This is a genomic window from Fictibacillus sp. KU28468 (assembly GCF_026153615.1).
Taxonomy (GTDB): domain Bacteria; phylum Bacillota; class Bacilli; order Bacillales; family Fictibacillaceae; genus Fictibacillus_C; species Fictibacillus_C marinisediminis.
In genome coordinates this window covers 4,057,431-4,071,723 of the sequence record NZ_CP110666.1, presented here as the reverse complement: position 1 = coordinate 4,071,723, position 14,293 = coordinate 4,057,431, and the positions used below count along the sequence as shown (strand labels likewise).

The 14,293-nt window shown below is 42.8% G+C and carries 20 protein-coding genes; 15 read left to right on the top strand and 5 right to left on the bottom strand.

All coding sequences use genetic code 11. From position 1 onward, the window contains the following. Positions 1-6: 6 nt before the first annotated feature. The 3 genes from OKX00_RS21550 to OKX00_RS21540 all read left to right on the top strand — a co-directional run bounded on the left by OKX00_RS21550 (position 7) and on the right by OKX00_RS21540 (position 2,441). A complete protein-coding gene (locus tag OKX00_RS21550) occupies positions 7-480 on the top strand; it encodes a hypothetical protein (protein ID WP_265408802.1) in 474 nt (157 codons plus the stop codon). A gap of 212 nt (positions 481-692) precedes the next feature. Next, positions 693-1,697, top strand: a complete 1,005-nt coding sequence (locus OKX00_RS21545; RefSeq protein ID WP_265408801.1) for a DUF6454 family protein — start codon at positions 693-695, stop codon at positions 1,695-1,697. Positions 1,698-1,835: 138 nt separating this feature from the next. Further along, positions 1,836-2,441: an NUDIX hydrolase gene (locus tag OKX00_RS21540; protein WP_265408800.1), complete on the top strand. Its 606-nt coding sequence runs from the start codon at positions 1,836-1,838 to the stop codon at positions 2,439-2,441. 52 nt (positions 2,442-2,493) lie between these two features. Here the strand turns inward: OKX00_RS21540 and OKX00_RS21535 are convergent, their stop codons facing one another. Then, the gene (locus tag OKX00_RS21535; RefSeq protein ID WP_053355980.1) at positions 2,494-2,886 is read right to left on the bottom strand and encodes a hypothetical protein; all 393 of its coding nucleotides are present in this window, start codon (positions 2,884-2,886) and stop codon (positions 2,494-2,496) included. Between the two features lie 119 nt (positions 2,887-3,005). Between OKX00_RS21535 and OKX00_RS21530 the strand changes: the two genes are divergently transcribed. Further along, on the top strand, positions 3,006-3,236 hold the full coding sequence (locus OKX00_RS21530; RefSeq protein WP_053355979.1) for a hypothetical protein: 231 nt from the start codon (positions 3,006-3,008) through the stop codon (positions 3,234-3,236). Here OKX00_RS21530 and OKX00_RS21525 read toward each other — a convergent pair. After that, complete coding sequence (locus tag OKX00_RS21525; RefSeq protein WP_265408799.1) at positions 3,233-3,730, bottom strand: Hsp20/alpha crystallin family protein; 498 nt, start codon at positions 3,728-3,730, stop codon at positions 3,233-3,235. The genes OKX00_RS21530 and OKX00_RS21525 overlap by 4 nt on opposite strands. Before the next feature lie 79 nt (positions 3,731-3,809). On the opposite strand from OKX00_RS21525, the gene OKX00_RS21520 reads away from it, so the two are divergent. The 5 genes from OKX00_RS21520 to OKX00_RS21500 all read left to right on the top strand — a co-directional run bounded on the left by OKX00_RS21520 (position 3,810) and on the right by OKX00_RS21500 (position 6,271). After that, positions 3,810-4,073, top strand: a complete 264-nt coding sequence (locus tag OKX00_RS21520; protein ID WP_053355977.1) for a hypothetical protein — start codon at positions 3,810-3,812, stop codon at positions 4,071-4,073. Between the two features lie 21 nt (positions 4,074-4,094). After that, the gene (locus OKX00_RS21515; RefSeq protein ID WP_062239134.1) at positions 4,095-4,328 is read left to right on the top strand and encodes a hypothetical protein; all 234 of its coding nucleotides are present in this window, start codon (positions 4,095-4,097) and stop codon (positions 4,326-4,328) included. Positions 4,329-4,600: 272 nt separating this feature from the next. Further along, a complete protein-coding gene (locus tag OKX00_RS21510) occupies positions 4,601-5,104 on the top strand; it encodes a GNAT family N-acetyltransferase (RefSeq protein ID WP_265408798.1) in 504 nt (167 codons plus the stop codon). After that, entirely contained in the window at positions 5,101-5,589 is a 489-nt protein-coding gene (locus tag OKX00_RS21505; RefSeq protein ID WP_265408797.1) for a DinB family protein, read from the top strand. Before OKX00_RS21510 ends, OKX00_RS21505 begins: the two co-directional genes overlap by 4 nt. A gap of 67 nt (positions 5,590-5,656) precedes the next feature. After that, positions 5,657-6,271, top strand: coding sequence for a PH domain-containing protein (locus OKX00_RS21500; RefSeq protein WP_053355973.1), 615 nt, complete (start codon positions 5,657-5,659; stop codon positions 6,269-6,271). A gap of 73 nt (positions 6,272-6,344) precedes the next feature. On the opposite strand, the gene OKX00_RS21495 is transcribed toward OKX00_RS21500, so the two are convergent. Continuing rightward, on the bottom strand, positions 6,345-6,581 hold the full coding sequence (locus OKX00_RS21495; protein WP_265408796.1) for a hypothetical protein: 237 nt from the start codon (positions 6,579-6,581) through the stop codon (positions 6,345-6,347). A gap of 231 nt (positions 6,582-6,812) precedes the next feature. Here OKX00_RS21495 and OKX00_RS21490 point away from each other — a divergent pair, with 231 nt between their 5' ends. The 4 genes from OKX00_RS21490 (at position 6,813) to OKX00_RS21475 (ending at position 10,715) form a co-directional block, all read left to right on the top strand. After that, positions 6,813-7,625: an ABC transporter ATP-binding protein gene (locus OKX00_RS21490; protein ID WP_265410610.1), complete on the top strand. Its 813-nt coding sequence runs from the start codon at positions 6,813-6,815 to the stop codon at positions 7,623-7,625. A 68-nt stretch (positions 7,626-7,693) separates the two neighbouring features. Next, positions 7,694-8,638, top strand: a complete 945-nt coding sequence (locus OKX00_RS21485; RefSeq protein WP_265408795.1) for an iron-hydroxamate ABC transporter substrate-binding protein — start codon at positions 7,694-7,696, stop codon at positions 8,636-8,638. Between the two features lie 29 nt (positions 8,639-8,667). Beyond that, entirely contained in the window at positions 8,668-9,711 is a 1,044-nt protein-coding gene (locus tag OKX00_RS21480; protein WP_265408794.1) for a FecCD family ABC transporter permease, read from the top strand. Continuing rightward, on the top strand, positions 9,708-10,715 hold the full coding sequence (locus tag OKX00_RS21475; RefSeq protein WP_265408793.1) for a FecCD family ABC transporter permease: 1,008 nt from the start codon (positions 9,708-9,710) through the stop codon (positions 10,713-10,715). The genes OKX00_RS21480 and OKX00_RS21475 overlap by 4 nt, the downstream gene beginning before the upstream one ends. A gap of 47 nt (positions 10,716-10,762) precedes the next feature. Here the strand turns inward: OKX00_RS21475 and OKX00_RS21470 are convergent, their stop codons facing one another. Then, positions 10,763-11,809 carry an NAD(P)/FAD-dependent oxidoreductase gene (locus OKX00_RS21470; RefSeq protein WP_265408792.1) on the bottom strand — a complete coding sequence of 349 codons (1,047 nt, stop codon included), beginning with the start codon at positions 11,807-11,809 and terminating at the stop codon, positions 10,763-10,765. 181 nt (positions 11,810-11,990) lie between these two features. On the opposite strand from OKX00_RS21470, the gene OKX00_RS21465 reads away from it, so the two are divergent. Together OKX00_RS21465 and OKX00_RS21460 are read left to right on the top strand one after the other, a co-directional pair. Continuing rightward, positions 11,991-12,839 carry an STAS domain-containing protein gene (locus tag OKX00_RS21465; RefSeq protein ID WP_322114336.1) on the top strand — a complete coding sequence of 283 codons (849 nt, stop codon included), beginning with the start codon at positions 11,991-11,993 and terminating at the stop codon, positions 12,837-12,839. 34 nt (positions 12,840-12,873) lie between these two features. Continuing rightward, complete coding sequence (locus OKX00_RS21460) at positions 12,874-12,999, top strand: hypothetical protein (RefSeq protein WP_265408791.1); 126 nt, start codon at positions 12,874-12,876, stop codon at positions 12,997-12,999. Positions 13,000-13,084: 85 nt separating this feature from the next. Here OKX00_RS21460 and OKX00_RS21455 read toward each other — a convergent pair whose 3' ends face one another. Beyond that, a complete protein-coding gene (locus OKX00_RS21455) occupies positions 13,085-14,053 on the bottom strand; it encodes an NAD(P)-dependent alcohol dehydrogenase (protein WP_265408790.1) in 969 nt (322 codons plus the stop codon). Positions 14,054-14,293 lie beyond the last annotated feature (240 nt).

The window sequence follows — 14,293 nt, the reverse complement described above, 5'->3', positions numbered from 1 at the left end:
CAGCCTATGAAGGTGTTTAAAAGCGTTTCATTATTCATCGCCTGTCTGATGTCTTTCCAATTTATTTTGGCAAGTCCTGCTTCTGCCAAGTGGGCTCATGCGTTTGTCGTCTGGGATCATTATTCTTATGTCATCAGTGACGAATACGTGGATCAGGTGGACAAAGAGATCGGACAGGTAACAAAGTACTCAGATCAGGAAGGAACCTATTCCGGCAACTTTTCCAATGAGTATAAAAAGGGCACAAAATATTTCGCCATCCACGGCATCAGCACCGATAAGGCGATAGCCGTTCAAGAACCGGATGGAAAATACAGAAAAGCTGTTAGAGACCATAAATACAACACCAACAAAGCAGCAAATGTTATGGAACAAATAGCAGCAAATCAGTGGATCAATTTTGTGGTACTAGCGGCTGGTGCAGCTGTCGTCCTCTATTCTTTCAAATCATTAAAAGGTAAATTTAATCGAGAAGAGTGAAATCACAATTATAATGAGACTGACTCAAATTGAGTCAGTCTTATGTTTTTATAAAGGTATTTTTAACTATGTAAATCCTCTATGAAGTTTAGGTAAAACTTAAAGGAAACACCTATAATTCCTTTTTTATTTACGTTATTGTTGGTCAAGAAAGATAGTTACATTAATTTTCTTAAAACAATGGCATCATCAAGCTTATGAGGAGGCTTATTATGAACAAAAAAATAATTACGGCAGCATCCGTATTGCTTATTTCGGCAGGTTTAATGGCTTTTCATCCTTTCAATTCTAAAGATACTGAGGCTTTTGCGGTCTCTAGCAGTGCCAAAGCAGCCACCACTTCTTCTGCAAATGATAATGGAAAGCAAAATATATCTGACCAGTTTGAGAAAATCAGCAGAGATACAAAATGGCAACAAAAAGAAAAGATTGATCTGCAATTTAATAACTATCATTCACAAGGTATGGTTAAGGTTGGGGACCTTTTTTATATGTCTGCCGTTCAAATTATCGAAAAGCCTGTTAAATATGGCAAGATCGTGGACGGTTATGACCGTTCTCCAGGTAAAGGGATAGGCCACCTTTTTGTGTTTACGAAAGAAGGAAAGCTTGTAAAAGACATCAAACTGGGTGAAGGGAACATGTATCATCCTGGCGGTATCGATTTTGATGGGAAGAATATCTGGGTATCTGTTGCTGAATACCGCCCCAATAGCCATTCCATCGTCTACAAAGTGGATCCTAAAACAAAGGATGCCAAAGAAGCCTTCCGTGTTCAGGATCATATCGGAGGAATGGTACGAGACGGTCAAAGTGGAAAAATTATAGGAAACAGCTGGGGTTCCCGTAAGTTCTATGAGTGGAATGAACAAGGAAAGCAGTTGGCTAAAAAGGAAAATACCAGTCATTTTATTGATTACCAGGACGGTCATTATGCAGGAAACGGAAAAATGATCTTAAGTGGAATAGCTGAGCTGCCTGATCCAGCAAATAGTAATTCCAAGCCTTATGAATTAGGCGGAGTCGCTTTGGTGGACATGAAAACTCTAAATACCATTCACGAAGCACCAATCACTGAATTTTCTCCACAAGGACATGTGATTACTCGGAATCCTGTATTCATGGAAAATGCCGGTCAAGAGCTTCGCCTATATGCTGTTCCTGATGATGACAACGGCTCCTTGCTGGTTTATGAAACAAACAATCTTAATGAGTAACAGTTTCGTTGTTTTAAAAAAGAGAGACACTATCCTTTTTGAGTGATGGTGACTCTCTTTTTTTCTCCTTATTTGCAGGAAAACAATCTTGAAACATTGAAAGATGGAACGACTAACATATTTGAAGGAGTAATAAAAATGGACAGTGAAGTAGTAAGGATATTTGATGAGAATATGAAATGTATCGGAAAGAAAACAAGAGGAGAAGTACATATATCTGGAGATTGGCATGAAACCTTTCATTGCTGGTTTGCGATAGTAGAAAAGAATGAGTGTTATGTACTCTTCCAAAAAAGAGCTGAAGTAAAGAAAGATTACCCTGGTCTTCTGGATATCACTTCGGCTGGACATTTATTGGCAGAAGAGGATGTAAGGGAAGGAACAAGGGAAGTAGAGGAAGAATTAGGGGTATCTATTAAATTTGAGGACCTGATTTCGCTTGGAATCATCAAAGGTGAGATAAAACTTGAACAAATATGGGATCGGGAAATATGTCATGTGTTTTTGTATGAATGCAGGCTATTACCTGAATTTAAACTTCAAGAAGATGAAGTAGATAGCCTTTATAAAATTGGACTAGATGATGTAATGAATCTGTTTGAAGGCACAGTAACTGAAATAACTGCAACGGAAATAAGCAAACAAAATAGCAAAATAGTAAATAAAGCAAGCTTTGTTGGTTTGGATTCATACTATGTAAACGTTTTTGAACGGATAAAAAGCAAGATAAATAGAGGAGAGTAAAAGGCAGCGTACAGCAGGCAAAGGACGGAATAGATCATCTATCCAGTCCTTTTTACGGCTTTCTGCCCTTGATGGAATAGCTCGGCACGTTCTGTTTCTTTTGGTGGACTTTTTCTTTTTTCTGCCCCATCTTCATCATGGCGTTCTCCGTCATTTTGGCCTGGTCGGCTTCCTCCTGCAAGGTCATGCCGCGGCCATAGTTGGCGCCGATGTTCAGCTTGCCTTTGAGATCCTTGATGCCCAGGTTGGCGAAGTTGTTGCTCAGTTCGTATTTATCAATTCTTAGAGTTTCGATGTTGATATGTTCAATGACAACAGGGGGTCCGTTGTTGTCTTTTTTCATTTCGGCGAGCTCATTCTGCAGCTGTTTTAAATGCAGGTGGATTTCTTCCATATTCTTATCATGATTTGTAAGGGCGTTGAGTATGGTTTTAAAAAAAGGCATAAGCTACCCCACGCTTCCATTCAGCATTAATCGTACCGGCTTGTACTTTATTTTATGAATAAAAAAAGGAGAACATGTCTGTTTTCTCCCACTCCATGCACAGAAAGGAAGGAAGTTTGATGAAATTTTCATCATCTGAACTGAATCTTGGATTTCTTGACGTTAACAAGATGGGCAACCAATGCAAGCTTTCGTTCGGCCAGACGGTACGAAGCAGGGTGTTCAATACGACGAAAAAAACGCAGTCCTTTGGCGAAAGCAACGGTGATTTTGGACAGCATAACTGCGAAAGATGCCGGGTGAATGACAATGATTTCGTGGATGGGCCAACGGAAAACAAGAGGTGCTAATCGATCCGGATGTTTCGTTCGGGTGTGAGATTTCGCATGATCCGAACCTCCAGCACACCGTTAAAAAAACGGGCGGCAGTTCGAGTTTCATTAATTAGTTCAGGAAGCTGGATGGTCCGCTCAAAATGGCCGTTCGCCCGTTCTGCCCGTATGACGGTGGCATCCTTATACGGAGAGTGAAGAACACCCTTGATCGTCAGGTTATTGGCTGCCATCGAAAGGCTGACATCTTCTTTACGGATAGCTGGAAGATCAATGACCACTATCCATTCCCGGTTGTTTGTGTAGATATCAACCTTGGGGAAATCCTCTTGAGGCGATGGTGTCTTCTGGTTAGGCTGAAAATGATTGTAACGCGTACGTGATTCCCGCTGTTCATTCACCTGGCCTTCCATCTGCTGTCCTGGTGAACCATCGAAAATGCTGTTCCAAAAATCATTTCCCTGTACCTTTTGCGCAAGCTCCAGCCACTGTTTCAATTTATCGACGTCCATACATTGCCACCTCCGGGATTCAAGCAAACATAATTACAGGGAACAAACATATATTTAGGGGAAAAGGAGGGAGAAATTAGTGGGTTCACCTTCTATAGTTATAAATATTTTTCTTTTTAAAATTAATTCCTTTGAAAATGCGTCGGCGGTGAATATCGGAGAGAATTACTTGTCTGACTGGCATAACTCCGACAAAAAAAATCAGGGGTTCGGCCAAAGTTTTGGGGATGATGCGCGGTTTTTTGGAAATGAAAATTCGGTGGATGACAGAGATGCGGTCGATTCGCCGGTCACACAGTCTTCCTATGGCCGGGAGATTCCTTCGCTAATTGAGAAGATATAAAACGGCAGCAGGAGGTTCACCATGCTTTTTTCACCTATGGTCGTCAACATGCTTGGATTTAAAGTGAACACGATGGATCGGTCAGCTACACTGAGCTTTGGGCCGATCCAGCAGCTCGACCTGTTCAGCTCCAATAAAATCAACCAGGGATTCGGGGAGGACAACGGTGATCTTACAGTCGTCAACCTGCCGATCATCTGGGTAGCTGACCAGGATGTCATCGATGCACCATCCGTTAAGAACAGTGTGCTTTGATTTTTGAGGGCGTGCGGGCCTGGAGAGCTTGCATGCTTTTTTTATTTGGTTATTTGGTGCAAGGCACCAGCATTACACAGATGTCAAAAGTCGGTGCCAGGCACCAAAAAAGAACATCAATTCCCCTCCTCGCTTAGCATAATTTGTCTTTTTCTGCCTGAAGTTAAAGGAATCTCCATAGAAGAGGAGAATGTAAGAAGGGGGAATAACGTGGTGTCAGGCACCGCAATAACGACGGCGCCTGACACCACCAAGAAAAGGGGGGATGTTCAATGAACATTACACTCGAAAGAATTACGTTAGAGAAGAAGCCTGTGCTCAGGCAGATGCTTGAGCTGTATCGCTATGACTTCAGTGAATTTGATGGATCAGACCTCAGTAAGGAAGGCCGATACGGATACACTTATCTGGATGCATACTGGGAGGAAGAGGGCCGTTATCCGTTCTTTATTATAGCGGATGAACTTTATGCAGGTTTTATCCTGGTCCGTAAAAACCAGGGCATCTACCACATGGCCGAATTCTTCATTCTAAAGAAGTACCGCAAGCAAGGACTCGGGAAAGCGGCGGCATTTGCCGTATTTAATCAGTTCCCGGGAGACTGGGACATCGCCCAGATTCCCCAGAACAAACCGGCGCAGGCCTTTTGGACGAGCATCATCCATGATTACACCAACGGCAATTTTACTGATCAGTTTTCAGATAAAGACAATGTGCGTTTTCAAACATTTACGTCAGTCCCGCAACAAACACGAATGAAGGAGGCAACACAATGAATGCGAAAGAACTTTTGCTGAATCAGTTTGAAGCTTTTCAAAACAATCACTGGTTTGTTTCACTGGAAAACTCACTCGTCGGATTGACCGATGAACAGGCTGCCTGGAAAGAAACGCATGAAAGCAACTCCATCCGTGAGATCGTCAACCATCTGATCTATTGGAATCAGCGCTACCTGGACCGGTTCACCGGAGAAAGTCCATCTACGGCCAAAGCGGAAAACGATCAAACGTTTGAAGACATGAACGGAGAATGGGACTGGAAGAAGACGGTCGACCGTTTAAAAGAGGTCATGGCCCAGTGGCGTACAGCGATTGAAGAAAGTGAAGAAGAACGCTTTGATGAAGGTGCTTATGAAGACAGGCATGAAGAGTGGGGAAGCGTCATCGCCAACCTTACGATCCATACCGCCTATCATACGGGCCAGATCCTTTACGCACGGAAAAAGCAGGGCAACTGGAATGTGGAGAACGGAGTCCACTAAAAACGAAACTTTTTACGAAGTGTTATCGTATATAGAGTAAACGAAAACATAAGGAGAGTAAGAGGATATGTTAAAACGCTTAGCTTCAGATGCACTCGGATTAAGTGATGTAGGGAGCGTCATCAAGCCTGCAGACTATGACAAGGTGGATGCCGACGATTACGTGTTCCATGAAGATAACGAGAAAATCTACTTTCTTATTAAATCGAAAACCGATGAGTACTGCTTTACGAACCGTGCGCTGATCCATTTGGATGGAACGAGCGCGATCAGCAAAAAACGCTTGCTCCACCGATACAGCTATAGCGAGAACACCATTTCCAACGTTTCATTGGAAACCGCAGGGACCGTGGATCTCGATGTGGAAATCAAGTTTGTCATCGGCTCTGTCCCTTTTTCCATCGATGTTCACAAAAAGCATATCGAGGAGCTGAAGGATCTCTACAAGTCTCTTAGCAAAATCGCTGAGATTGCTCACGAGAACGAATTCGCCCTGCAGTATGCCCAGCAGAGCATCAACCTTGCTTCGACCACACTCAGCCGTATCACAAGCAAGGAAGACCAGCTCGTGGATAACTTCAACCAGTTGAACGATGCTGCCTTCACATGGCTCATGGAAAGCAGAAAAGAGTATCATGTAAAAGATTATGGCAATGTTTTTGAGAAGTATATTAATAATTAATAGATCACTAAAGGGGCTGTCCAGAAAGTCGAAAATTGACCTTCAGGCAGCCCCTTTTTGGCTTGAAAAATCTTCAATGAAAAGTTAATTGAAGTGGAAGATGCGAGACTCCTCGAAAATGAACTTCACATTTTCTTCGTGCGATTAAACGCTGCCGGAGTCTTCCTTGTCCTGCGGCTAGCGTGACAGGTGAGACTCGCGCCGGTGCTTGCACCAAAAAGTAGGCGTTCACGCCGGTAAGGCTCACCGCACGCCCCGCGAAAGTAGGAGCTCGCGCCGGTAAAAGCGAGCACCCTGGAACGGAAATCAACAGCTTACAGACTTCTTGGACAGCCCCTTTTCTATGAAAAAAGACATAAAATATTTAAAAATATGCTTTTTTATTGTCAGAAGTGTGAATCTGATCTCGATGGTTTCGAAAAAACCTATTGACACTCCCTCAATAATTCAATAAAATGAAAACGATATTGATAATCATTTTCAATTAAGTCACATAACAGCTTTATATAAATTGATTAAATGTTTAAAAGGAGGGTGAATGATGTCCAGGCTGTATGCTGAGAATTTGAAGATTGCTTATGGTGAGCGAGACATCGTCAAAAATCTGAACATCTCCATTCCGGATGGGAAAATTACGACGATTATCGGTCCAAACGGCTGCGGAAAGTCAACGGTCTTGAAAACGTTGTCGCGTATATTGAATCCGAAATCCGGCGTTGTTTATCTTGATGGTAAAGGCATCAGTAAAGAGTCAACGAAGAAAATCGCTCAAAAGATGGCAATTTTGCCGCAGTCTCCAGATTCACCAGAAGGACTTACGGTTGGTGAGCTCGTTTCTTACGGAAGATTTCCTTACCAAAAAGGTCTTGGAAAACTTACGAAAAGAGATTTTGAGGTGATCGACTGGGCTCTTGAGGTTACAGGAATTTATAAGTTTAAGGATCGCCCGGTAGATGCACTCTCAGGCGGCCAGCGCCAGCGTGTATGGATTGCAATGGCATTAGCCCAAGAAACAGATATTATTTTGCTGGATGAGCCGACTACATATTTGGATCTGTCACATCAGTTAGAGGTACTCGAGCTGTTAGAGCAGCTGAATCGTGATGAAAAGAGAACCATTGTGATGGTCATTCATGATTTGAATCATGCTGCACGGTTTGCTCACCATATGGTTGCGATGAAAGACGGTGCTATCCTAAAAGAGGGAACTTCTGAAGATGTAATGACACGTCAGGTCCTTCGAAATGTTTTCAATATAGATGCGGAGATTGGTGTGGATCCGAGAACAAGGAAGCCCGTATGTCTAACGTATGATCTCATCAAAAGTGTTCAATTAGTAGAGAGCTTGGCGTAATCAATCGCCTTTCTTTTTTACAGTTAATTGAGAATGATTTTTATTTTCAAATATAGGGGGATACAAAATTGAATAAACGTACAAAGAAACTTTTAGTGAGCTTTATGACAATGCTTTTAGCAATTGCACTTGCCGCATGTGGTAATAAATCAGAAGAAGCCGCGAGCTCTGGTGAAAATGATTCGAAAAAAGAAACAAGGATTTATAAAGGTGAAAAAGGTGACGTTGAAGTTCCGGCTGAGCCAAAACGCGTCGCAATGATGGCAGCTACATATGCAGGCAACTTGCTGGAGTTGGGGATTACACCAATAGCAGTAAATGAATATCCGAAACAAAATAAATTTTACGGCAACAAACTGGACAAAGCAGAAGTTGTTACGGCTGATTCTTATGAAAAGCTTCTAGAACTAAATCCTGACCTGATCATTACGTATTCTGATGATAAGAACATTAAGAAATATAAAGAAATTGCTCCAACTGTTACCATGACGTACGACAAGTACGACTACTTGGAACAGCATGTTGAAATCGGAAAAATGGTTGGGAAAGAAAAAGAAGCAAAAGCATGGGTAGAAGAGTGGAAGAAAAAAGCTGCAGATGCACGTGAAAAAGTTAAATCCGCTATCGGAGAAGACAAAACGTTTATGGTTATGGAAGCTTACGGTAAAGATATGTATGTCTATGGAAAAAACTGGGGTCGTGGAACAGAAGTCATCTACCAGGCTCTTCAACTAAAAGCGCCTGCGAAATTAGAAAAGGATGTTTTCGGACCTGGCTGGAAAGCGATCTCTACTGAAGTGATCCCAACATACGCTGGAGACTATATTTTTGTCGGAACCGGTACAGGCAACCCGGACAACTCATTCATGAAGTCAAATGTATGGAAAGAGCTTCCAGCGGTTAAAAACGGTCATGCAATTAAGTTCGATTCTGAATCATTCTACTTCAATGACCCGATTTCTCTTGAAAAAGAACTGGACTTTATTGTTAACGAGTTAACGAAAAAGAAATAAGAAAGCTTTTATAAAAAAGGAAATCCGCCATGTTCAAAACAAAAATCAAGCAGATAAAAGATAATAAAGTGTATTCAAGGCCGGCAGTGGGTGCAGCCATTTTACTGATGGGATTCTCTCTTCTGATGTTGAGTATTGGTCTTGCGATTTCAGTTGGTGCCGCTAAGATTGATTTTCTTACCGTATGGAATTCTATTTTAAATTATGATCCTGGCAGGGAAGCTGACCGCATTATTGTCAGTCTCCGATTACCAAGAGAGCTGGGTGCGGCTGTTGTCGGTGCGGCATTTGCTGTCAGCGGGGCAATCATGCAGGGGATGACACGAAATCCCCTTGCAGATCCTGGGTTGCTTGGTTTGAACGCTGGTGCAAGCTTAGCTCTTGCTTGTGTGTTTGCTTTCGGTACAGGTGCAAACTATGTAACAGTGATGATTATTTCCTTTATCGGTGCGGGAATTGGTGCAGGACTTGTGTTCGGATTAGGCTCCATGAGCAGAGGGGGGCTATCCCCAATCCGAATTACGCTGGCAGGGGCCGCTGTTTCTGCACTGCTTTCTTCGTTAGGAGAAGGCATAGCTCTATACTTTAAGCTTTCTCAAGATCTTGCTTTTTGGACAGCAGGCGGGGTTTCAGGAACAAATTGGACTCAGCTGAAAATCATCGTACCGGTCGTTATAATTGGTATTGTGGTTGCTGTTATGTTTTCAAGGCAGTTAACCATTCTGAGCTTTGGTGAAGAAGTGGCGAGGGGTCTTGGACAGCGTACGCTGGTAACGAAGGCTGTACTGATGACTGTTGTGCTGATCCTTGCTGGTGCAGCAGTATCGCTTGTAGGAGCAATAGCATTTGTCGGTTTGATGGTTCCACACATTGTACGCTTCCTGGTTGGAACGGATTATCGCTGGATCATACCATGCTCGGCAATATTTGGAAGTGTGCTGATGGTTTTGGCAGATACATTGGGCCGAACGGTAAATGCTCCGTATGAAACGCCAGTTGGGGCGATCGTTGCTATGGTCGGCGTACCATTCTTCCTTTACCTTGCGAGAAGGGGAGGAAGAAAACTTTCATGATGAACGCGAGACAGATCAAGAAGATTAGAATGACGACGATTGCAGCGATTGTTTTATTAATAGCCATGTTTATCATCAGTGTCGCTGCAGGATTTGCTTCATTAACTCCTGCAGAGCTCTTTCGGACGATCATCGGACAAGGTACACCGAGGGAGAACCTTATTTTGTTTGAGTTCAGGCTGCCGCGAATAGTTGTTGCTATCCTTGCGGGGATGGGACTCGCGGTGTCTGGTGCTATTCTGCAAAGTATTACAAAAAACCCGCTTTCAGATCCTGGTATCTTGGGTATTAATGCTGGTGCCGGTCTGATGGTCGTTGTCTATATCATGTTCTTTACGGTGGAAACATCGAGTTCCCTGTACATACTGCCTCTTTTTGCATTGGCGGGTGGAATGGCAACGGCAACTGTCATCTATAGTATGTCTTACATAAAAGGTGAGGGCGTTGAACCAACAAGGCTAGTATTAGTGGGGGTTGGTTTGGCTGCGGCCCTTTATGGTGCGACGTTGACACTGTCGACGCGATTGGATATGGAAGACTACTCGTTCATGGCCAATTGGATGGCCGGCAGAATATGGGGTGATGACTGGACGTTTGTACTGTCATTACTGCCGTGGATTCTGATTCTCATTCCTCTCACGATGTATAAATCCAATGTGCTGAACATGCTGAACTTTCATGAGAATGTTTCAATTGGCGTTGGAGTGAACACGGGCAGAGAACGAATTGTCCTAATCTTGATTGCTGTTTCGCTTGCTTCGGCATCCGTGGCTGTCAGCGGGGGAATTGCCTTTGTTGGGCTTTTGGCTCCTCATATTGCAAGATCACTCGTCGGGCCTCGCCATCAAGCCTTTCTTCCGGTTGCGGCATTGATCGGATCAATCTTGCTTCTTACGGCAGACACCATTGGCCGAGTAATACTGGATCCAAGTGGTATTCCAGCTGGAATTATCGTAACCATTATCGGTGCCCCATATTTCATGTATTTATTGGCGAAAAAATAGTAATAAGAGTATTGAAATAAAAAAGGAGCCTTGCTGGGCTCCTTTTTTTAATGGATTATCTGTTTGACTAGATCACGGTTGCGTTTTTTGAATACTTCATTATGAGAAGAAACCATTGCCACTTTTTGAGCTTCAGGTTCGATGAATTGTTTTGCTTTGTTCACAGCGTTAGCTGCGTCTTGAAAGGCTCCGGAAATCAGGTTCAATTTACCGTCATGTTTGAGTATATCTCCAGCAGCATACAACCCCGGGACTGAGGATTCGCTGTTTGAATTGCCTGCGATATAAAAATTTTCTTCAAGTTCAATTTTCGGGCTGCTATTTCCAAGAAGTGATGTATCCTGTTCATAGCCATGATTGATGACCACTTCATCTATGGGCAGATAGGTAACTTCACCAGTTTCATGGTTCGTTAACTCGATCTGTTCAATTACTTCATGGTTCGGGCATGCGAATAGTTTAGAGATTGATGTGTTAAAGATGCAGTCTGCACAACTGTTCATAAGCTGTGTCACTTGAGCTTCATGGCCGGCAAGTGTTCCTTTTCTATACGTTAAGTATACTTTTTTAGCGATATTCACTAATTCATTCGCCCAATCGATCGCTGTATTTCCTCCGCCAGAAATAATCACCGTTTTATCCTTAAAATGCTGAAGTGACTTCACCGTGTAGTTTAAGTTAGACACTTCAAATCTCTCGGCACCCTCAATCTCCAGCTTCTGCGGGTTTAAGATACCGCTCCCAACAGCAACGATTACCGTTTTGGAATAATGCACTGCACCATTAGCGCCTTTCAGGATAAAGATACCATCTTCATTCCGCGTAATCGATTCTACTTTTTCATTCAAAACGACTTCAGGGTCAAACGTCAGACCTTGCTCAACAAGTTTTTCGATAAGCTTTGCTCCTGGAAGTGGTGTGTGGCCGCCTACATCCCAGATCATCTTCTCAGGATACACATGAATTTTTCCGCCTAACTGGGGCTGGAATTCAATGATCTTTGTCTTCATTTCCCGAAGTCCGCTATAAAAGGCAGAGTAAAGCCCTGCTGGCCCACCGCCAATAATCGTTACATCATAAATTTCTTTTTCCACATGCGTTCTCTCCTCAGAAAGAAATTAATATTGATTATCATTCTCAATTAAAATATATATCGAATCGCCCATTTTTACAATAAGTATTTTTCCTGAAGAAAGTAAAAAATTTTAAAATGCATGTTCTCAAGTTATAGGGTATTATGATTTCAGACCCATATACGAATCCTTGGAGGAGAATATGATGAAGAACGATATACAGATGCTAGGGGAATTATTGATTAAACGAAGACATAAGATTGCCGAATCGGTTCACGCTGATCGAATGGAAGGCGTGGCCATGACTCAAGCGGAGAAAAATGAATTCCAGAAAATTGAGCCGCGAATCATGGAAATACGAGCTGAATTTATCACCCTGTTTGGAGAAGCATTAACTGAGCACGATAATCGAAATAAAACCATTGAAAAGATGAAGCAATGGGGAAAAGAAACGGGTGACTATTTCTTTAAACTGGGAGCCCCCCTTGATGAGGCATTAAAAGATACAAGCTATTATCGTAATTACATTTGGAAATCCATTAAAGAAGAGGCGACCATTCAGGGAATGTCCGCTGAAACGATTTTTGATGTTATTGAGATCATCGACCCTCTGCTGGATCATGCAGTATATTATTTCAGTCTGACCTATGTTCAATCTCATCAAAATATGCTTGAACAGGCAAAATCAGCCTTTTTGGAGTTATCGGTTCCCATCGTTCCCTTGATTAAAGGGACAGGGGTGCTGCCGTTAATCGGGAACATTGATACAGAAAGAGCTCGTTTACTAATGGAAGAAACATTGAGTCAGGCCGTAAAATTAAAATTGGAGCACCTAATCATGGATGTTTCAGGTGTAATGATAGTCGATACGATGGTGGCCGACCAGTTATTTAAAGTGATCGATGCTTTAACCTTGTTAGGAGTGACGACGATCCTTACAGGCATTCGCCCTGAGGTGGCACAAACGATGGTTGACCTGGGATTAAACCTGGATAAAATAAAAGTTAAAGGTAATTTGCATCAAGCCTTTATGGATATACAAGCGTTGTAGATGAAAAGGGGCTGTCCAAGAAGTCTGTAAGCTGTTGATTTCCGTTCCAGGCTGCTCGCTTTCCGCGGGGCGTGCGGTGAGCCTCTTGATGCAAGCACCGGCGGGAGTCTCACCTGTCACGCTAGTCCCGCAGGAGTCTCGCATCTTCCACTTCAATTAACTTTTCATTGAAGATTTTTCAAGCCAAGGGGCTGCCTGAAGGTCAATTTTCGACTTTCTGGACAGCCCCTTTTCTTGCTTATGAATCACATAGTGATGACAACTTTTCCTTGGGAGTGTCCTTCTGCAAAATACCTGAATGCTTCGGGAACTTCACTCAGCTTATAACTTCTATCAATAACTGGTTTTACTTTGCCGGACTCAAGCAGTTCTTTCATAAAAACCAGATCCTTTTGGTTTTGCCTTTGTAAGATGGTACCCATTTTCTTACTTCCGGCCATTGAAATCCAAGGCCCAAATGCCATGGCTTGGAACATTTGAGCACCGGAACCTCCAACCATAACATAATTTCCATTAGGACTTAATAAACGCTTATAAGCTGAAATCGGCTGATATCCGTTAGCGGCAAGAATCAGGTCATAACTTTCAGCTCTCCGGGTAAAATCCTCCTTTGTATAATCAATGGCATGGTCTGCGCCAATCGACCGGACAATCGTTAGATTTCTTGTACTGCACACAGCCGTTACCTCAGCCCCGAACGATTTGGCGATCTGTACTGCGAAAGTCCCCACACCACCAGAGGTACCATTAATCAAAACCTTTTGCCCCGGCTGAATCTTGCCTTTATCCCGCAGAGCCTGCAGGGCCGTTACTGCCGCCATAGGCACCGCAGCCGCTTCCTCGAAAGATAGATTGGCTGGTTTTAGTGCCAATGCATTTTCGGGAACAGAAACATATTCGGCAAAACCACCCCAGCCACAACGGGATAAATCACCGAACACCTCATCGCCAGGTTGAAACTGCTTAACATCTTTGCCAACCGCTTCAACCCGGCCTGCTATGTCACCACCGGGTATGGAGTATTTAGGTTTTAGAAGACCGAAAGCAAAGCGGGCCAAGAACGGCTCCCCTTTCAAAAGAACCAGGTTCCCATAATTCACAGACGCAGCATGAATTTTCACCAGTACTTGGTTGTCCTCAGGAATAGGCTTTTCCACCTCTGTTAATTCAAGAACATCCGGCGGACCATATTTGTGATAAACAATAGCTTTCATAACATTCCTCCCTACTAAACTTTGATTTGTTCATTTTTTCTCATGAATAAATAAAAATATCGCTTAAAAAACCTACAAAAGACCCATTAATCTAAAGATATTCGAACTAAGAAGAAGGTAGTCATGCGTGCCAAATTCTTTTGAGGTAAAATAAAAACGATTGTATGAAAAAAATTCAACGTTGTATTAAGTATAATCCTGAAAAATCGGTATTGAAGTACAATGCCGGAGATGCCATTC